Genomic DNA, 19,238 nt, shown 5'->3' on the forward strand with positions numbered 1-19,238 from the left:
GCCAGGCCGGGACACCCGGCCGGCGAGCTGCCGGGCCGAGCAGCCTTCTCGCTGGTCACGTCCGGGGTGAGCCGCCCTCCACCGGACGGCAGCGGGACTCGGCACCGGCGGCCTCGGCACCCGGTGCCTGCGACGTCGTGCGAGCCTACGGTCCGCTGTTGTTGCAGCGCAGGCCGTTTTTTCAACAGTTGACCAGCAATGGAGGCAAAGGTGCCGCAATCCATTCCCAGCCGGATGCAGGCGGTAGTCGTGCACGGCCCGGAGGACTACCGGCTCGAAGAGGTGGACGTGCCCACGCCCGATCACGGCGAGCTGCTGATCGAGGTGGAAGCGGTCGGCGTCTGCGCGAGCGATCTGAAGTGCTACCACGGCGCGGCGAAGTTCTGGGGCGACGACAACCGCGCCGCCTGGGCGCAGAAGGGCGTCATCCCCGGGCACGAGTTCGTCGGGGTCGTCGTGGCCGGTGACCGCAAGGGCCTGGACCACCACGGGGTGGAGCTCGGCGACCGGATCGCCTGCGAGCAGATCGTGCCCTGCGAGGAATGCCGCTACTGCCGCCGCGGCCAGTACTGGATGTGCGGGCCGCACGACATGTTCGGCTTCCGCAACTACAACGGCGCGATGGCGCAGTACACGCTCGTCCCGATCAACGCGCGCGCGCACAAGGTCTCGCACGAGCTCAAGCCGCACCACGCCGCGTACGCCGAGCCGCTGTCCTGCGCGCTGCACGCGGTGGAGCGGGCGAGCATCAGCTTCGGCGACGTGGTGGTCGTCGCGGGCTGCGGTCCCATCGGCCTGGGCCTGATCGCCGGGGCCCGGCAGAAGAACCCGATGACCCTGGTCGCGCTCGACCTCGACGACGACAAGCTCGAGCTGGGGCGCCAGTGCGGTGCCGACGTCACGTTCAACCCCGCCAAGGACGACGTGGTCGCCCGCGTCGCCGAGCTGACCGAGGGCTACGGGGCCGATGTCTACCTGGAGGGCACCGGTGCCACTCCCGCGGTCGGCCAGGGGCTGAACCTGCTGCGCAAGCTCGGGACGTACGTGGAGTACTCGGTGTTCGGCTCGGACGTGACGGTCGACTGGTCGATCATCTCCGACGACAAGGAGCTCAACGTCCTCGGCGCGCACCTCGGGCCGCACTGCTGGCCCGCCGCGATCAAGCTGCTGGAGCAGGGCAAGATCCCGGTCGAGCAGATCTGCACCCACCAGGTCGGGCTGGGCGAGTTCCAGCAGGCGCTGGACCTGGTCGCGGACACCTCGGGCGCGTCCGTGAAGGTCTCGATCCTGCCCAACAAGTGAATACGGGGACGAACACGATGAACACCGCAACCACCACCGGTCCGGCCCGCGAGACCTTCCTCGACCGGATCGGCATCCCGCACTCGCTGCGCTGGGGATTCCTCGCCGTGCTGATCTTCATGACCGGCAACGGCACCGAGACGAACTTCATCGAACCGCACATGGGCGAGGTGCTGGGCTCCGGCACCGCCACCGTCGGCACCATCATCTCGATGTACAGCTTGGCCGCGCTGATCGGCAGCTACTTGTCGGGAGCGCTCGCCGACCTGTGGGGACCGCGCCGGGTGATGCAGCTGGGCGCCGCCGTGTGGATCGTCTTCGAGCTGCTGTTCCTCGCCAGCCTCGCCATGGGCAGCCTGCCCCTGGTGTTCCTCACCTACTTCCTGCGCGGTTTCGGCTACCCGCTGTTCGCGTTCGCGTTCCTGGTCTGGGTCAACGTGGTCACGCCGGTGGAGCGCAACGGCAAGGCGGTCGGCTGGTTCTACGTCATGTTCACCGGCGGCCTGCCCACGCTGGGCTCGCTGTACGCGCTGGGCATGATCCCGGCCTTCGGCGGCGGGACCGCCGGTGAGACCGGTGCGATGGTGGCCTCCATCGCGCTGGTGGTGATCGGTTTCCTGCTCGGCCAGTTCGCGGTGCGCGAGCCGCACGGCGACAGCCGCATCGCACCGGCGGGCAACTCGACCGCCGCGGTGCTCACCGCCGGGCTGCAGCTGACCGTGCGCCGGCCGAAGATCCTGATGGGCTTCCTGGTGCGGTTGATCAACACCGCGCCGCAGTACGGCATGTTCATCATCCTGCCGACGGTGATCGCCGAGGAGCTGGGCTGGGGCCAGTCCCGCTGGCTGATCATGACGACGCTGGTCTACGCGTCCAACATCCTGGTCAACGCCGTGTTCGGGGCGATCGGCGACCGCTGGGGCTGGCGGCGCACCGTGCAGTGGTTCGGCGTGTTCGGCTCCGCGGTCGGGCTGCTGGCCTGGTGGTACGTGGCGCACTGGGTGCCCGCCGGAACGTCGTGGGGCTTCTGGACCGCCACGGCCGCGGGCTGCCTGTTCGGCGCGCTGCTGGCCGGGTTCGTGCCGATGGGCGCGATCATGCCCGCGCTCGCCCCGGACTACAAGGGCGCCGCGATGGCCATGTACACCACCGCGGCCGGCGGTTCGGCGTTCCTCGGTTCGGCCGTGCCCGCCGTCGTGCTGGCCGTCGGCCTCGGCAACGTGAGCGTGGTCTGGGCGTTCGTGGTGCTCTACGCGGCCGCCTTCGTGATGGTCGGTTTCCTCAAGGTGCCGGAGGACGAGAACCGGCGGCGCAAGCCCGCCGCCGCAACCGCCTGATCGCCGCGTCCGGCACCGGATCCCGCCGCACCGCCCTGCGGGCGGCGCATCCGGTGCCGACCGGTGCCACGGCACCGAACCGGCGGACCGCCCTCCCGGCGCGGAGGGCGGTTTCCGCCGGTGCAAGACGGGCGGTGCGCAGCTCCGTTGTGCGCAGCCCCGTTGCGAACAGCAGAGTTTTCGGCCGCGGCGGCCGAAACCACGGACAAGGACGGCTCAGCCATGTTTGAACTTGCGCAGAAGGTGGCCCTGGTGACCGGTGCGGCGTCCGGGATCGGCGCCGAGATCACCCGCGTGCTGGCCGAACGCGGGGCCACGGTCGCGGGCGCCGACCTCGTCGCCGACCTGCCGGAGTCGTGCGCTTCGGCGCACCGGGTGGACGTCTCCGAACCGGACTCGGTGCAGGACTGCGTACGGGAGGTGCTCGACCGGCACGGCCGGATCGACGTGCTGGTCAACTCCGCCGGTGTCGCCCGGCTGGCACCGGCCGCCGACATCGTCATGGACGACTGGCGCGCGACGCTGGACATCAACCTGACCGGGAGTTTCCTGATGTGCCAGGCGGTCGGGCGCGGCATGGTCGAGCAGGGTTCCGGACGGATCATCAACCTCGCTTCGCAGGCCGCGAGCGTCGCGCTGGACCAGCACGTCGCCTACAGCGCGTCGAAGGCCGGAATCCTCGGCATGACCCGGACGCTGGCTTTCGAGTGGGCGCGCAGCGGCGTCACCGTCAACGCGGTTTCGCCGACCGTGGTGCTCACCGAGCTCGGCCGCGCCGCCTGGGACAACCCCGCTGGCGAGGCGCACCGGGAGGACATCCCGGCGGGCCGGTTCGCCGAGCCGGCGGAGATCGCGGCCGCGGTCGCCTACCTCGCCACCGAAGAGGCCGCCATGGTCAACGGCACCGACCTGCGGGTGGACGGCGGATTCACCATCCGCTGACGCTCGATCCGACATCTATCCACAGTGGAATAACTCGGGTTCGCTGCGCCGGTCACCGAGACTTCCGCCGCCGCGCGGCACCGGAACTTCCGCCGCCGCGCGGCACCCGAGCTTCCGCCGCCCTGCCACGACGGACCGAGCGCAGTCGCGATCGGCACCACGCGCATCAGCCGACCCAGTGATTGACATCCCGGATCACCGGGTAGGCGAAGAGGGTCTTGCCCCACTGCGCTTGGAGGAGATCCCCGTGATCACCCTAGGTGTCATCCTGCTGATCCTCGGCCTGGTGCTGAGCGTCCCCGTCCTCTACACGATCGGCGGCATCCTGATCGTCGCGGGCCTGGTCCTGTTCGTGCTCGGCCGAATGGGCACCAAGGTCGGCGGCCGCGCCCACTGGTTCTGACCGGCCACAGTGGACTGGCGTGCGGATGGACCGAAACCCGCATCGCCCCGCCGTGCGCACGAACCGAGCCCCGATGTTCCGAGGGCGACGCGAAGCCATGACCGGAGGCGACACGACCGGACGGACCGCGGTCCACCGGGCGAAGGAACGCGCCGAACGCCTCATCGGCACGCTGCGGCGAGGTCTGGGCCACGCCGGCCCGGACCGCGACGCGATGTTGTCGATCGTGAAGAGCGTGTTCGCGGCAGCCGTGGCCTGGCTGATCGCGAACAACCTGCTGCACGCGCCTTCGGCGACGTTCGCCCCGTTCACCGCGTTGCTGATGGTGCAGGCGACGGTGTCGCAGTCGGTGGACCAGTCCGCCCGCTACGCCGCGGCGATGGTGGCCGGCGTGGTCCTGGCCGGGGTGCTCACGCCCACGCTCGGTGCCGCGATGTGGACGTTCGCGGTACTGATCCTGGTCGCGCTGGTTTTCGGGCGCTGGCGCAAACTCGGCCAGCAGGGACCGCAGGTCGGGGTGGCCGCGCTGTTCGCCTACTCGTCGTTCACCCAGTCACCCGCGCTCTCCTCCAGCTATCTCCAGCTGGCCAGCATCGCCGGACTGGTGCTGCTGGGTTGCGCGCTGGGAGTGCTCACCAATCTCGTGATCGTGCCGCCGATGCGCTACCGCAGCGCCGAGCACGGCATCGGTTCACTGGCCCACTCGCTGTGCGACCTGCTCACCGACGTGTCGGAGGGCTTGCACGGCGGTGTGCCGGACCGGGAATCGGCGCAGGCGTGGCAGCACCGCGCCGACCAGTTGCCGGAGTCGGTGGCGCAGGCGCGCGCCACCGTCGAGCACGCCGCCGAGACCATGCGGTTCAACCCGCGCAGGTTGTTCATGCGGGACTCCACCTCCTTCGCCGGCCACCGCACGATCCTCAACGCGCTGGAGCGCGCGGGTGAGCAACTGCGCTCCGGCCTGCGCGGCGTGCACAACGCCGCCGCCACCGACCACCCGCAGGACCGGGCACACCACCGGTTCATCATCGGCTACGCCGAACTGCTCGCTGCAGCGGCCGAAGCGGCTCGAAACCTCGGCCGGTTGCACAGCGCCGACGACACGCCACAACTGCGCGAACTCGACGACGCCACTTCCCGGGCCGAACGCGCTTACCGCGAGCTCGCCGAACAGGCCGGGGACGAAACGCTCGACAGCCCGCGGCAATGGCCGATCTACGGCGCCCTGCAAACCGACGCGCACCGCTTGGTCGAAGAGTTCATCCACGCCCGCCATTCCCTGTCACGCCTGCTCGAACCCGACCGGGAGGAACCCCGATCCGTGGGCTCCGCGGGGAATTAGCGCGCAACAGCCCGCCCCCTCCATGGGAACGTCAGGCCGTCGTGCCGGCTGCCAGCTCGCCGAGAATTCGCCGGGTCGCCTCGTCGGCCGGGAAGAACGACTCGACCGCGAGTTCGGCGAGGTTCACGTCGTGCGGCGCGCCGAAGTGCGTCACGGTGCTGTGCAGGTTCAGCGCACCGGACGGGTGCTCCAGCTGCAACGGCAGCAGTACGTCGTGCTCAGGTCGGCTGTTCATGCCCACGGTGGGCGGGCCGTAGCCGCGCATCTCGGAGAGCAGTCCGGCGAGGCGCGCATCGCCGGTCGTGCGCGTTAGCCGGTCGAGGCGTTCGATCAGGTGGGCCGCCCACGCGCCGAGGTTGCGGATGCGCGGCGCCAGTCCCGCTGGGTGCAGGCTGAGGCGGAAGATGTTCACCGGCGGGGCGAGCAGCTCCGGGTCGACCCCGGCGAGCAGCGGCGCGACCGCGCGATTGCTCAGCTGCATGTCGCCCCAGCGGTCAATGACCAGCGCCGGATAGGGCTCGTGCCCGGTGAGCAGGTGATCGAGGGCCGCACGAATTGCCTGCAACTGCTCGTCATCCAGGTCGGACGCGGTGTAGACCGGTGCATAGCCGCCGGCGAGCAGCAGGGCGTTGCGTTCGCGCAGCGGCACTTCCAGGCTCTCGGAGAGCGTGAGCAGCAGTTCACGGCTGGCTCTCGACCGGCCGGTCTCGACGAAGCTCAGGTGCCGAGCCGACACTCCCGCCGAGATGGCGAGTTCGAGCTGACTGCGACGCCGGCGCGCCCGCCATTCCCGCAACACCTCCCCCGGGCCGGCTGATGCTTCGCGTTCGGCAACCGAGTCGGACACATCGATGATGCTAGACCGCGCGATGCGCCGGTTCGATTACCTCGGAAGTAATCGATCCGCCGCACGCACCGATTCAGAATTCGGTGCATGACTGTTGCGGAGCATCCGTTCGACATCGACACCCGCGTGCGACCGACCGGTACCCCGGGCCGGTTCGAGGCCGGGTTCTCGCCGCGTTGGAAAGCGCTCGGCGGCGTGATCAACGGCGGGTACGCGGCGGCCGTGAGCCTCAGCGCGTTGCGCGCCGCGCTCCCCCACCCGGACCCGCTCGTGGTGTCCACCTTCTTCTTGCGCCGAGGCCGTCCCGGTCCGATCGAGGTGCACACCGAGGTGGCCAACCGGGGCCGCCGGATATCCACCGGCCAGGCCCGAATCCTCGCCGACGGCACCGAGATCGTGCGCACGACCGCAAGCTTCACCGACCGCACAGGTGCCGCGGGCATTTGCGCGGAGCTGTCCGCGATGCCCGATCTACCGCCGCCCGGGGAATGTCTCGACCCGCTCGCGGATGCGCCGATGCCCGAGGTGACGATCACCGAGCAGGTCGAGTTCCGATACCCCGTACGGCCGGGATGGTTCGGCGGATCGCCCAGCTCCGTCCCGCACGCCGAATTCTGGATCGCGTTCGCCGGTGGCCGCGACGCCGATCCGATGAGCCTGCCGCTGCTCGTCGACGCCGCCGCGCCGGTGGTCCTCGAACTCGGAGTCGCGGGCTCGGCGACCGTGGAACTGAACACCCACGTCCGCCGCTGGCCCGCACCGGGATGGCTGGCCTGCCGGGTGGCCACCCACCACGTCGCGGACGGCTACCACGAAGAGGACTTCGAGCTCTGGGACTCCCGCGGCCACCTGGTCGCCCAGGCCCGCCAGCTCGCCGCTGTGCTCCGGCCCGCGCCGCGGGCCACGGAAAGCTCCCCGCAACCTGAAGCGTCGCGCTGAGCCGAGGCCGGCGAGACGCGGACGAACCGAGTGAGCACGACTACACCACAACGGCATTGTCGAGCCCCGACTCCTGCAGAACGGACAACGCTCGTTCGGAGACGACGAGCGTCAAATCGTCGTTGCGGCCGAAGTCGGAGGCACCGGGCCAACCGGTGATCTTGAGCCAGAGCCACTGCGGCAACGACTCGTCGATCAGCTCTTCGCCTTCGGGTGAGAGCGTCACGGTCACGGCGTCGAAGGCCACTCCCGTCAAGCCTTCCCGGGTGATCCGCTCCGCGAGCGCGGCGGTGACGATGAAGCAGGGAGTGCTCTCCACCAGGGCATCACCCAGCCAGTTCGTGAACCGGAGTTCGAGGCGGGTCACCGTGACCGGACTGACGCTGCGATCGAAACTCGTTCCCGGCCCGAGCTCTCCCGCTACTTCCGGCTCGACGACGTAGTAGACCCCGCGCGAAGCCACGTCAGGAAGAGCGCCGGGCCGCTTCGAGGGCTTCGGCTTCCTCGCCGCCGATCGCCTCGCCGCGGGCGACCAGGCCTGCGACCTCCGACAGCGGAATCTGCTTGAGCAGCAGCGCGAGCAGGAACGCGACGCCGATGAACGGGACCAGGTACCAGAACACCGGGGCCAGCGCGTCGGCGTAAGCGCCGACGATGGCGTCCTTGATCGGCGCGGGCAGTTGTTCCAGCGCGCTGGGGGCCACCGAGCCCGCCGCGCTCTGCGCCTGTTCCGGCGATGCTCCGGCACCGGCGAAGATGACCTTCAGGTTCTCCGTGAGCCGGGTGGAGAAGATGGTGCCGAACACCGAGGTGCCCAGCGCCCCGCCGACCTCGCGGAAGTAGTTGTTCGTGCTGGTCGCGGTGCCGATCACGGACGGGCTCACCGAGTTCTGCACCACCAGCACGACGACCTGCATGATCAGCCCGAGGCCCGCGCCGAACACGAACAGGAACGCGCACAGCAACCACACGGGCGTCTCGGCGGACAGGCTCGTCATGGCGACCATGCCGATGCCGGTGACGATCGTGCCGAGGATCGGGAACAGCTTGTAGCGCCCGGTCTTGGTGATCCGGCGGCCGGAGACGATGGAGGTGAGCATCAGCCCGGCCATCATCGGCAGCATCGCCATGCCGGAGACCGCGGCCGAAGTGCCGGTGGACATCTGCAGGAACGTCGGCAGGAAACCGAGCGCGGAGAACATGCTCAGCCCCAGCACCAGCCCGATCGCGGTGGCGTTGATGAAGATCGGGTTGCGGAACAGCGACAGCGGGATGATCGGGTCCGTCGCGCGCGACTCCGCGAACACGAACAGCCCCGCGGCCACGACCAGCCCGGCGCCCCACATCCAGGTTTCCGGCGCGCTCCAGCCGTGCGCGGCGTCGCCGCCGAAGTCCGTGAAGAAGATCAGGCTCGTGGTCGCCGCCGCCAGCAGCACCACACCGGGGATGTCCAACGGCTGCGTGGCTCGCTTGTTGGGCAGCGTCAACGCGAAGTAGGTGATCGCGAACGCGATGATGCCGACCGGGACGTTGATGTAGAACGCCCAGTGCCAGGACAGGTGGTCGACGAAGAAGCCGCCGAGCAGCGGACCGCCCACGGCAGCGAGCCCGAAGATGCCGCCGAGCGGGCCGAGGTACTTGCCGCGTTCGCTGGCCGGGACGATGTCGGCGATGATCGCCTGCGACAGGATCATCAGCCCGCCGCCCCCGAGTCCCTGCGCGGCGCGGAACGTCACGAAGGTCCAGAAGTCACCGGCCAGGGCGCAGCCGATCGAGGCGAGCGTGAACAGCGCGATCGCGACCAGGAACAGCCGCCGCCTGCCGAGCACGTCGCCGAACTTGCCGTAGATCGGCATCACGATCGTGGTGGCCAGCAGGTAAGCGGTGGTGATCCACGCCTGGTGCTCGACCCCGCCCAGATCGCCGACGATGGTCGGCATCGCGGTGGACACGATGGTCTGGTCCAGGCTGGCCAGCAGCATCCCCGCGATCAGCGCGCTGAAGATGATCCACACCCGCCGCTGCGTGAGCAGCAGCTTCGGGCCGGAGTCGGGTTCGCTCATGTCATTCCTCCGGATTGGCCGAGCGCCCCCGCGAAGACCCCCCGCGCGGCCCCCAGCCGACGTTCCATGATCGTGCGCAACGGGTCGGAGTTCCCGGGGCAGAGGAACTCCCGCATGCAGGCGCCCCCGAGCGCGCTGACCACCTGCACGACGACTTCGGCTCGGAGGTCTCCCGCGGGCAGACCCGCACGGCGCTGCACCAGCTCGACGTCGGCCCGCTCGCGGGCGCGCAGCGACTCGAACAACCGGGACAGCAACCGGGGTTCCCGGTCGATCGCGGCGACCAGGTCGGCCACGTGTTCCGGGGTGAGTCCGATCTCCGTCCAGCGCGCGACGATCAGCGCGGCGTAGTCCTCCGGCAACCGCTCGGAGTGCCCGCTCGCGTTCCCCGCGCCCTCGGCGGCGAACCGCTCCTCGAGTTCGTGCTGGTCCCACAGCGTCGTGAAGCCGAGCACTGCGTCCTCTTTGGACGCGAAGTAGTTGAAGAAGGTGCGCCGCGAGATGCCCGCCTCGTCGCAGATCTCGTCGACGGTGAAGCCGGGCAGGCCTTGCTCGGCGGTGCGCCGGCGCGCTGCGGTGGTCAGCCGTTGCGCCGTGCGCATCCGACGCTGGAAACCCGGGTTTGCACCATCAGCCACGGAGTGCATTCTTGCACTATGGCTTGCTGAGTGCAGACGCCGGGGTCGATCCTCGCCCCGGCGCGCTCGCGACCTGCAGCACCTCGGGTGCATGCGACAAGAAAAGAGGGCCTTCGCGGGTGGTTCCTCGCGAAGACCCTCTCGGCCGCTGCGCTGCGGCGGCGCGTTCGATCAGGGCAGGGTGAACAGGCTTTCCCTGGACTTTTCCGAACTCGCGCGGTCCTTCAGCACGAGCGGACTGCGCCCACCGGGCTTGCTGAGCTCGCGGACCGAAACCGCCAGCGCCGGATCGTTCTTCGGCGTGATCACCAGAGTTCCGCCGTCGCCCGGTTCGACCTTCCACTTCTGCAGGTCGTCGTGCTGCTGGCACGGACGCACCTGCACCGCCGAGTCCGGCTCGACGAGCTCGGTGGCCGCGCACTTGTTCGTCTTCGCGTTCTTGATGCTCACGTGGTCGCCACCGGCATCGGAGATGATCCACTTGTGGCTGGTGTACTCGGGCCGGTTCTTCAGCTGCGCACTGTCGATCTGCGGCCCGGTGTCGCCGTCCAGCACCCAGCGGGTGCCGTCGGCCGCACTCGCGATCTGGCCGCGATGCACGATGTCGCCGGGGGCCGCTTCACCCTGGGCGAACGCGGGCGCGGCCGCGGCGAACCCGAGCGCCGCCAGCGCGCCGATGGCGACGAGATGAGATCGGTTCATGACTTTCCTCCGTCCGGATCGCCGGCTTGCGGTGTCGAGATCGGCGATTCCGCGCAACGTCATACCCGGCTCGGACCACCTCGGCCCGACGACGCACCGCAACGGGTGATCGCCTGGAGCGGTCAGCGGTGGAACCGGAACCAGTTCAGGAAGGCGATGTCATCGGCGCGGCGGCGGTGAGACGTCGGGTTGCGCCAGCACGGCCCTCGCGCGTGCTTCGCGAAGCGCCTTTCCTGGAGTTCGGCGGCGTCGTCCGCGGGAAGCTCCGGCGAGAGCTTCAGCTCTTTGACCGCCACCGGGCGGTGCAGCAACTCGTCGGTATTCGACCACACGGTCCCCCATCGCACCGCGACATGTGCTGCTCTCCAGCCGGTACCGGCTCCCGATGACGCGGTACGCGGGTGCGGCCGCGTCGTGTTAGCGCCGAAAAACCGGGGCGGGCGGCGGCTTTTCCATTCAGCCGATCCATAGTGGACAGACATTGTGGATACCGCCGTTCAGCGGATCGCGCGCTTTGCCAACGGACCACATCGGGCAACGCGAACGTAGCTAGACAGCAGCGCCCTCCGCGGGGATCGCAGCTTCCGGGATCCACCCGCAGCCCGGACCAACGCCGGAGCACTTCGCGTACACCGGCCGTTGACCGCCACGCGCCCGATGCTTATTGTACCGAGTCGCAACTTAGTACAACTTGCATCTGGGGCGCTCCACCGGAGCGCCGACCAGGAGCGGCGCGTAGGAGACCCATGGCGATCACCGCCGATCGTTGCCCGGCCGACGGCGCCCGCCGCGCGGGACGGAGGTCGACACCGTGACCACACGCAAGATCCTGCTGCGCACGGTCGTGACCATGCTGAGCCTGGTGCTGGTGGTCGCCGGCATCGCCGAGGCGCACGAGTCCGCAGGCACCGGCGCGGGAGCGCGGGACAAGCTCAAGATCATCGCTCCGGCTGCGCCCGGCGGCGGGTGGGACACCACCGCCCGCGAGCTGCAGAACGCGGCGCAGGCCAACGACCTCACCGCCGCGAGCGAAGTCCTCAACGTGGAAGGCGCGGGCGGCACGATCGGCCTGGCACGGCTGGTGAACCAGCCCGGCGATCCGAACACGCTGCTGCTCACCGGCACGACGATGCTCGGCGGCGTCGAGATCAACGGCTCGCCGGCCAAGGTCGCCGACACCACCCCGATCGCCAAGATCAGCGAGGACTACGACGCGATCGTCGTTCCCGCCGACTCCCCGCTGCGCACCATCGACGACCTGATGGGCCGGTGGCGGGCCGATCCGGGAGGCGTGGTCGTCGGGGGCGGTTCGATCGGCAGCCTGGACCACCTGCTGGCGGGCTCGGCCGCGAGCGCCGCCGGGGTCGGGCCTGCGGGGTTGAACTACATCGCCTACTCCGGCGGCGGCGAGATGGTGGCGTCGCTGCTCGGCGGCCACCTCGACGTCGGGGTGGCGAACACGAACGAGATCAGCGATCAGGTCACCGCCGGAGAATTGCGGGTGCTGGGCGTTTCCGCGCCGCAGCGCACCGCCGATCTGCCCGGAGCGCCGACCCTGCGGGAAACCGGGATCGACATCGTGCTGTCGAACTGGCGCGGCCTGGCCGCCGCACCGGGGATCACACCGGCGCAAGCCGAGGACATGCGCGCGTTCGCCCGGCAGCTGGTCGCCACCCCGCAGTGGCGGGATGCGTTGCGGCGCAACAACTGGATCGACGCGTTCGTGGACGGCCCGGCATACGACCGCTACCTGCGGGCGGAGACGGGGCGGATCCGGGAGATCACCAAAAGGTTGGGGCTGGCATGACGACCGCTTCCGGCGAGCAGCACGAGGAACCCGCGCGGCCCGAAGACACCGGGCAGACCGAAGGCACCGGGCAGACCGAAGGCAGTGCGCAGCACGAAAGCACCGGGCAGCACGAGGCAGCCGACCCGCACTCGCCCCGGGCGGACCGGGTGCTCGCAGGACTGGTGCTCGTGACCGGGCTTTTCCTGGTGCTGCAGGGACTTCGGCTGCCGTTGCCGCTCAACGTCGGCTACCTGGGACCGCAGTGGTTCCCGATCGCGGTCGGCGTCCTGCTGATCGCACTGGGCTGCGTCCTGACCATTCAAGCGGTGCGAAAGCCGACGGTCAGCGCACCGGCCGCGGAGGCGTCGTTCGACCGGCGCGCGTTCGGACTCGTGGTCGCCACCTTGGCCGTGCACCTCGTGGTGCTCCTGCTGCTCGGCTGGATTCCCGCCGGAACAGCGCTGTTCTGGGGCGTCGCGCGGGCGCTCGGCAGTTCGCGGGCGCTGTTCGACCTGGGCGTGGCAGCGGTGTTCTCGTGCACCGTGCAGCTCGCCTTCACCGCCGGGCTCGGCATCGCGCTGCCGGTCGGCCTGCTGCCGGAGGTGCTGTGATGGACGCCTGGAACCTCCTGCTCAGCGGGTTCGCCGACGCGCTCACGCCGGTCAACCTGCTGCTGTGCTTCGTCGGCGTGGTGCTGGGCACGGCGGTCGGGGTGCTGCCGGGGCTGGGCAGCTCGATGGCGGTGGCGATGCTGATCCCGCTGACCTTCCGGCTGGAGCCGACCGGCGCGTTCATCATGCTCGCCGGGGTGTACTTCGGCGGGCAGTTCGGCGGCGCCACCACGGCGATCCTGCTGAACACGCCGGGGCAGTCCTCGTCGATGGCCACGGCCTTCGAGGGCTTCCTGATGAGCCGCCGCGGCCGTGCGCCGCAGGCGCTGGCGACCTCGGTGATCGGCTCCTTCGTCGGCGGCACGATCGCCTGCGTCGCGGTGGTGTTCTGCGCGCCGTTCCTGGTCGATTTCGCGCTGCGGTTCGGGCCTGCGGAGTACTTCGCGCTGGTGCTGTTCGCGTTCGCGGCCACCGCGGCGGTCGTCGCCGACTCGGCGGTGCGCGGGCTGACCGCGCTCGGGCTGGGCCTGGCGCTGGGCGTGGTCGGCATCGACGCGCAGACCGGCGTGGCGCGCTACACGCTCGGATCCGGTTCGCTGCTCGACGGGATCAGCGTCGTCGTGGTGACCGTCGGAATGCTCGCCATCGGCGAAGTCCTGCACGTCGCCGCGCGCAACCGCAGCGGGCAGCGGCTGCAGGACATCGACACCGGGCGGCCCTGGCTCGACCGCAAAGACGTGCGCCGGTCGTTCCTGCCGTGGATGCGCGGCACCGCGCTGGGCTTGCCGTTCGGCGCGATCCCGGCCGGTGGCTCGGAAATCCCCACGTTCCTGTCCCTCGGGTACGAACGGAGGCTGGCGCGGCGCCGCGGCGGTTCGGAGTTCGGCCGGGGCGCGATCGAGGGCGTCGCCGCGCCGGAGGCCGCGAACAACTCGACCACCGCGGTGTCGCTGGTCCCGCTGCTCGGGCTGGGCCTGCCCACCTCGGCCACCACCGCGATCATGCTCGGTGCCTTCCAGCAGTACGGGATGCAGCCGGGGCCGCTGCTGTTCCAGGACGAGGGCGAGCTGGTGTGGGCGCTGCTGGCGAGCCTGTTCATCGGCAACGTGCTGCTGCTGGTGCTGAACCTGCCGTTCGCGCCGGTCTGGGCGAAGCTGCTGAGCATCCCGCAGCACTACCTGTACGCCGCGATCGCCGTGTTCGCCACGCTCGGCGCGTACGCGTCGAAGCTGGCGGTATCGGACATCGTGCTGGTCTACCTGGTCGGTCTGCTGAGTTTCCTGTTGCGCCGCACCGGTGTTCCGCTGGCGCCGGTGCTGATCGGCGTCATCCTCGGGCCGCTGGCGGAGCAGGAGCTGCGCCGGGCGATGGCCGTCGGCCAGGGCAACGTGCTCGTGCTGTTCGACAGTCCCATCGCGGTGAGCTTGTACGCGGTGCTGGCGGTCGCCGTGCTCGCCACGCTCGTGCTGCGGTGGCGCTCGCGGCGAACCGCCGCCTGACCGGGCGCAGGTTTCCGAGCCGCCCGATTAGCATGGTCGGCGACCAGATCGGCGAGGAGATCATGCCCCCAAGCATCGCGATGCAGGTCGTCGACCTGATTCGACGCTCCGAATTGGACCGGGGCGCGCACGTGCGCGAGCAGTGGGTCGCCGACGCACTGGGCATCTCGCGGTCGCCGGTGCGCAAAGCGCTCGGCTACCTCGCCGAACTCGGGCTGGTCGCGCAGGAACCGAACCGCGGGTATTTCCTCACCCGCGCCGCCGGCGAATTGGCCCACGTGGACCTTTCCGCGGGGCCGGACAACGAGGAGGACGCCTACTTCCGGATCGGGGACGACTACCTCAGCGGCCGGTTCGCCGGCGAGTTCACCACCGCCGAGGTACGCCGCCGCTACGGCCTCACGACGCGGGAGGCCGATCGCGTGCTGGTGCGCATGGAGCGCGAGGACCTGATCCGGCGCAGGCCGGGCCGCGGCTGGGCGTTCCAGCAGCTGCTGTCCACCGCGCAGGCGCACGACCAGAGCTACCGCTTCCGCATGATCGTGGAGCCCGCGGCGGTGCGCGAACCGGGTTTCGCGATCGACGCGGAGAAGTTCGCGCTGCACCGCAAGCAGCAGGAATCGTTGCTGCGCGGGGACGCGCTGCTGCTGCCGCGCGGCGAGCTGTTCCGCGTCAACGCCGAGTTCCACGAGATGATCGTGGGTTGCGCGGGCAACGCCTACCTGCTCGACGCGGTCTGCCGGGTCAACCGGGTGCGCCGCCTCGTCGAGTACCGGCACCAGACCGACCGGCAACGCCTGGTCCGCCAGGCCAGGGAGCACCTGGAACTGCTCGATCTGCTGGAAACCGGCGACCACGCGGCCGCGGCCCGCTTCCTGCACGAGCACCTCGACGAGGTCCGCGAGCTCAAAACCCGAATCCCCGCCGCTCAATCCGAGTGAACGACCCGTTCGACCAATCTAGTGGGACCAAAGTTCCGTTCACTCCCAACGCACCCCCGCTGATCGCGCGACGCGCGGGCGTGTCGGCGCCGCGCCACCCGCGCCGGAACTCCCGAGTGAACGGCCCGTTCGACCAATCTAGTGGGACCAAAGTTCCGTTCACTCGGAATGCGCCTGGGCTGCTCGGGTGGCGTACGGGCGTGTCGGCGCGGGGGCGGCCACTTCCAGCGAGTGTTGTACTTGTGAGCGGTTTAGTACAATCGCTGTATGGGTGCTGCGCGGACTGCTGAACTTGCCGTTGGAGAGCGTGCGTATCGGTACGTTCCGCTGCTGGAGCTGGCCGCGGAGCGGGAGCTGGCCACGCTGCCCTACGCGATCCGCGTGCTGCTGGAGAACGTCGCCCGCCGCGCCCCCGGTTCGCTGGAGGCGGTCCTGCGGCGCGCGCTCGAACGCCGCGGCGACTGCGAGGTGCCGCTGCACCCGAACCGGATCATGCTGCACGACACGACGTGCCTGCCCGCGCTCGCCGACTTCGCCGGAATGCGCGACGGCGTCGCCGACCTCGGCGGTGACCCGGCACTGCTGCAACCCGCCATCCCGGTCGACCTGACCGTCGACCACTCCGTCATCGCCGAGGAGTACGGCACCGCCGACGCCGCCGAGCGCAACCTGCTGATCGACTTCCGGCGCAATCGCGAGCGCTACGAGTTCATCAGGTGGGCCGAGCGCAGCATCGAGAACTTCCGGGTGGTGCCGCCTGGGACCGGGATCATCCACCAGGTCAACATGGAGTCGCTGGCGCGCGTGGTGTGGACCGACCCGGCGGGAGATGCGCCGCTGCTGCACCCGGACCTGCTGGTGGCCACCGACAGCCACACACCGATGATCAACTCGATCGGCGTCGTCGGCTGGGGCGTGGGCGGATTGCAGGCGCAGGCCGCGATGCTCGGCGAACCGGTCGTCGTTCCGTTCCCAACCGTGGTGGGCGTCCGGCTGCTCGGCAGGCTGCGCAGCGGCGTGACCGCCACCGACCTGGCGCTCACGGTGACCGAGGTCTTGCGCGCGCACGGCGTGATCGACAAGTTCGTGGAGTTCGTCGGCCCCGGCGCGACCGGTCTCGGCTGGGCCGATCGCGCCGCGGTCTCGAACATGGCTCCGGAGTACGGCGCGACCTGCGCGTTCTTCCCGTTCGACCAGAACGCGCTGGACTACCTCGCGCTCACCGGCCGGGACGCGGCGCACCGCGAAGTGGTCGCCGAATACCTGCGCGCGCAGGGATTGTTCCGCACCGGAGCCGAACCGGAACCGGTCTACGACGAGACGATCACGATCGACCTGGACACCGTGGAACCGAGCGTGGCCGGTCCGCGACTGCCGCACGAACGCGTCCCGCTTTCGGCCGTGCCGGGCACTTTCCGCGCGGCTGCGGGAAATCCGGAAACCGCGTCGGGCGGCTCCGAGGAACCCGCTGGGCAACTCGGGCTTTCCGAACAACCGAGGGCCTTGGCGGAACCCGTGCCCGCAGGCGCGGTCGCGATCGCGTCGATCACCAGCTGCACCAACACCGCGAACCCGGCGCTGATGGTGCAGGCAGGGTTGCTGGCCCAGCGTGCCGCCGAGCGCGGCCTGCGCGCCAAACCGTGGGTGAAGACCTCGCTGTCACCGGGCTCCCGCGTCGTCAGCGACTACCTCGACGCGGCCGGACTGCTCGCGGCGCTGGCCGACACCGGTTTCCACGTCGCCGGATTCGGCTGCATGACCTGCATCGGCAACTCCGGGCCGTTGCAGTCCGATATGGACACATTGGTCGAACGAGGATTCACGCCTGCCGCAGTGCTTTCCGGAAACCGCAACTTCGCCGGGCGGATCAACCCGAAGATCTCGCTGGCCTACCTCGCCTCGCCGCCGCTGGTGGTCGCCTACGCCCTGGCCGGGTCGGTGCTGCACGACTTCACCACCACCCCGATCGGCCACGACCGCGACGGGGATCCGGTGCACCTCGCGGACCTTTGGCCGTCCGATGTGGACGTTCAGCGCGTGGTGGCCGACTCCGTGCAACCGGAGCTCTTCCGCGCGAACACGGCGAAGCTCCGCGACGGAACCGAGCACTGGCACGCCTTGCCCGCGCCGGAGGGAACCAGGTTCTCGTGGGACGAGGACTCCACCTACATCCGCAAACCTCCCTACCTGACGGGACTTTCCCGCACTCCCCCGGCCGGGCTCGGGTTCCGGAACGGCCGGGTCCTGCTGTGGCTCGGGGACGACGTCACCACCGACCACATCTCCCCCGCGGGTGCGATCCCCGCGGACAGCGCCGCGGGCGAGTACCTGCGCGAGCGCGGCACTCGACCGCGCGATCTCAACCAGTACTCCACCCGGCGCAGCAACCACGAAGTCATGCTGCGCGGCGCGTTCACCAACCGAGCCGTCGAAAACCTGCTGCTGCGCGAGGAATCCGGATCCGGCGGCCGCGCGCTGGACTCGGCCGGGCAGGTCAGCCCGGTCTACGACGCCGCGATGTCCTGTCGTGCCGCGGAAATCCCGCTCGTAGTGATCGCGGGCCGGAACTACGGCGCCGGATCCAGCCGGGACTGGGCCGCGAAAGCCCAGTCGCTGCTCGGCGTGCGCGCGGTGGTGGCGGAGAACTTCGAACGGATCCACCGCAGCAACCTGATCGGCATGGGCGTGCTTCCGCTGGTGTTCGAGCCCGGCGAATCCGCCGACGACCACGGCTTCCACCCCGGCGACGAACTCGACCTGCACGTCCCGGACGCACTCGAAGTGGGCCTGAACCGGGTCACGATGACGATCACCCGGCTCGGCGGAGCGGTTCGGGAACTGCGGCTGCGGCTGCGCCTCGACTCGCACAGCGAGATCAGCTACCTCGAGCACGGCGGAACGCTGCCTTACGTGGTCCGCAAGTCACTGCCCGCCGCCGAGTAACGGCACCGCCCCGAGCGGGCGCCGCTCAGCCGTCCTCGCCGGGCGCGTCCTCGACCAGGTCCTGAGTCGCGGCCCAGCTCGCGAGCATCTTCAGGGCGTCGGCGGTGGGCGTGTCCGGCGGCGTGGTGTAGACGTTGAGCGTCAGGCCCGGTTCGGAGGGCAGTTCCATCGACTCGTAGTCGAGGTCGAGCTGGCCGACGACGGGATGGTGCAGCCGCTTCTGCCCGCTGCGGTGGAACTGCACGTCGTGCGATGCCCAGCGCTGGCGGAACACCTCGCTTCGCGTGGACAGCTCGCCGACCAGCTCGATCAGTTCCTTGTCGTGCGGATTGCGCCCCGCCTCCAGGCGCAGCATCGCCGCGCCGTCGTTGGCGATCAGGTCCCAGTCGACGAAGAAGTCGCGGGCGGCCGGGTTCAGGTAGACGAACCGCGTGGTGTTGGCCGGGCGGCGCGGATCTTCCAGGACCGGTGAGTAGAGCGCTCGGGCGAGCCGGTTCATCGCGACGATGTCGTGGCGCGCGTTGCGCACCCACGCCGGGGCCTCGGTGATCGCGTCGAGCACGTGCTGAACGGTCGGCCGCACGCTGGTCGGCGAGGCGCGGCGGCGCTTCGGACTCTGCCCCGAGGCCCGCGCGAGCGCGAACAGGTGGTCCCGTTCCGCCTCGTCGAGCTGCAGGGCGCGGGCCAGCGCGTCCAGCACCGGCTCGGAAGCGCCCGAGAGGTTGCCGCGCTCCATGCGCACGTAGTAGTCGACGGACACGCCCGCGAGCATCGCGACTTCTTCCCTGCGCAGGCCCTTGACCCGGCGTTTCCCCCCGTAGGCGGGCAGCCCCGCCTGCTCGGGGGTGATGCGCGCTCGCCGCGAGCTGAGGAACTCGCGGACCTCGGCGCGGTGCTCCGTCTGGCCCATACCTCCAGGTTAAGCACCTCGCGCGCGGGA

At 70.0% G+C, this 19,238-nt stretch carries 18 protein-coding genes; 11 read left to right on the top strand and 7 right to left on the bottom strand.

What is annotated here, in order from left to right; genetic code table 11:
* The first annotated feature begins 210 nt into the window (after window positions 1-210).
* From V1457_RS26840 to V1457_RS26860, 5 genes are all read left to right on the top strand, one after another.
* Complete coding sequence (locus V1457_RS26840) at window positions 211-1,302, top strand: alcohol dehydrogenase catalytic domain-containing protein (RefSeq protein WP_200071601.1); 1,092 nt, start codon at window positions 211-213, stop codon at window positions 1,300-1,302.
* A 17-nt stretch (window positions 1,303-1,319) separates the two neighbouring features.
* On the top strand, window positions 1,320-2,639 hold the full coding sequence (locus tag V1457_RS26845) for an RbtT/DalT/CsbX family MFS transporter (protein ID WP_200071602.1): 1,320 nt from the start codon (window positions 1,320-1,322) through the stop codon (window positions 2,637-2,639).
* 222 nt (window positions 2,640-2,861) lie between these two features.
* Window positions 2,862-3,581 (top strand): GolD/DthD family dehydrogenase, encoded by a 720-nt coding sequence (locus V1457_RS26850; protein ID WP_295143859.1) that lies wholly within the window; start codon window positions 2,862-2,864, stop codon window positions 3,579-3,581.
* 247 nt (window positions 3,582-3,828) lie between these two features.
* Window positions 3,829-3,984: a DUF6131 family protein gene (locus V1457_RS26855; protein ID WP_200071604.1), complete on the top strand. Its 156-nt coding sequence runs from the start codon at window positions 3,829-3,831 to the stop codon at window positions 3,982-3,984.
* 97 nt (window positions 3,985-4,081) lie between these two features.
* A complete protein-coding gene (locus V1457_RS26860) occupies window positions 4,082-5,326 on the top strand; it encodes an aromatic acid exporter family protein (protein WP_338597726.1) in 1,245 nt (414 codons plus the stop codon).
* Window positions 5,327-5,357: 31 nt separating this feature from the next.
* Here the strand turns inward: V1457_RS26860 and V1457_RS26865 are convergent, their stop codons facing one another.
* Window positions 5,358-6,173, bottom strand: coding sequence for a helix-turn-helix domain-containing protein (locus V1457_RS26865; protein WP_338597727.1), 816 nt, complete (start codon window positions 6,171-6,173; stop codon window positions 5,358-5,360).
* An 87-nt stretch (window positions 6,174-6,260) separates the two neighbouring features.
* Here V1457_RS26865 and V1457_RS26870 point away from each other — a divergent pair, with 87 nt between their 5' ends.
* A complete protein-coding gene (locus V1457_RS26870) occupies window positions 6,261-7,112 on the top strand; it encodes a thioesterase family protein (RefSeq protein ID WP_295143870.1) in 852 nt (283 codons plus the stop codon).
* A gap of 40 nt (window positions 7,113-7,152) precedes the next feature.
* On the opposite strand, the gene V1457_RS26875 is transcribed toward V1457_RS26870, so the two are convergent.
* From V1457_RS26875 to V1457_RS26895, 5 genes are all read right to left on the bottom strand, one after another.
* A complete protein-coding gene (locus V1457_RS26875; RefSeq protein WP_295143872.1) occupies window positions 7,153-7,575 on the bottom strand; it encodes a hypothetical protein in 423 nt (140 codons plus the stop codon).
* Window position 7,576: 1 nt separating this feature from the next.
* Window positions 7,577-9,175, bottom strand: a complete 1,599-nt coding sequence (locus V1457_RS26880; protein ID WP_338597730.1) for an MDR family MFS transporter — start codon at window positions 9,173-9,175, stop codon at window positions 7,577-7,579.
* A complete protein-coding gene (locus V1457_RS26885; protein ID WP_338597731.1) occupies window positions 9,172-9,813 on the bottom strand; it encodes a TetR/AcrR family transcriptional regulator in 642 nt (213 codons plus the stop codon). Before V1457_RS26885 ends, V1457_RS26880 begins: the two co-directional genes overlap by 4 nt.
* Before the next feature lie 171 nt (window positions 9,814-9,984).
* Window positions 9,985-10,515: an RICIN domain-containing protein gene (locus V1457_RS26890; RefSeq protein WP_338597733.1), complete on the bottom strand. Its 531-nt coding sequence runs from the start codon at window positions 10,513-10,515 to the stop codon at window positions 9,985-9,987.
* Window positions 10,516-10,637: 122 nt separating this feature from the next.
* Entirely contained in the window at window positions 10,638-10,847 is a 210-nt protein-coding gene (locus tag V1457_RS26895; protein ID WP_338597734.1) for a hypothetical protein, read from the bottom strand.
* A 479-nt stretch (window positions 10,848-11,326) separates the two neighbouring features.
* Here V1457_RS26895 and V1457_RS26900 point away from each other — a divergent pair, with 479 nt between their 5' ends.
* The 5 genes from V1457_RS26900 (at window position 11,327) to acnA (ending at window position 18,298) form a co-directional block, all read left to right on the top strand.
* Window positions 11,327-12,322 carry a tripartite tricarboxylate transporter substrate-binding protein gene (locus tag V1457_RS26900; RefSeq protein ID WP_338597736.1) on the top strand — a complete coding sequence of 332 codons (996 nt, stop codon included), beginning with the start codon at window positions 11,327-11,329 and terminating at the stop codon, window positions 12,320-12,322.
* The gene (locus V1457_RS26905; protein WP_338597738.1) at window positions 12,319-12,915 is read left to right on the top strand and encodes a tripartite tricarboxylate transporter TctB family protein; all 597 of its coding nucleotides are present in this window, start codon (window positions 12,319-12,321) and stop codon (window positions 12,913-12,915) included. Before V1457_RS26900 ends, V1457_RS26905 begins: the two co-directional genes overlap by 4 nt.
* Complete coding sequence (locus V1457_RS26910) at window positions 12,915-14,414, top strand: tripartite tricarboxylate transporter permease (protein WP_338597740.1); 1,500 nt, start codon at window positions 12,915-12,917, stop codon at window positions 14,412-14,414. Before V1457_RS26905 ends, V1457_RS26910 begins: the two co-directional genes overlap by 1 nt.
* 62 nt (window positions 14,415-14,476) lie before the next feature.
* Window positions 14,477-15,355: an FCD domain-containing protein gene (locus V1457_RS26915; protein WP_295141261.1), complete on the top strand. Its 879-nt coding sequence runs from the start codon at window positions 14,477-14,479 to the stop codon at window positions 15,353-15,355.
* A 267-nt stretch (window positions 15,356-15,622) separates the two neighbouring features.
* Window positions 15,623-18,298 (top strand): aconitate hydratase AcnA, encoded by a 2,676-nt coding sequence (acnA, locus tag V1457_RS26920; protein WP_338597743.1) that lies wholly within the window; start codon window positions 15,623-15,625, stop codon window positions 18,296-18,298.
* 25 nt (window positions 18,299-18,323) lie between these two features.
* Here the strand turns inward: acnA and V1457_RS26925 are convergent, their stop codons facing one another.
* Complete coding sequence (locus V1457_RS26925) at window positions 18,324-19,208, bottom strand: helix-turn-helix transcriptional regulator (RefSeq protein ID WP_295141255.1); 885 nt, start codon at window positions 19,206-19,208, stop codon at window positions 18,324-18,326.
* Between the last annotated feature and the right edge of the window lie 30 nt (window positions 19,209-19,238).

Origin of the sequence: Saccharopolyspora sp. SCSIO 74807 (assembly GCF_037023755.1) — a bacterium.
In the GTDB taxonomy this organism is placed as follows: domain Bacteria; phylum Actinomycetota; class Actinomycetes; order Mycobacteriales; family Pseudonocardiaceae; genus Saccharopolyspora_C; species Saccharopolyspora_C galaxeae.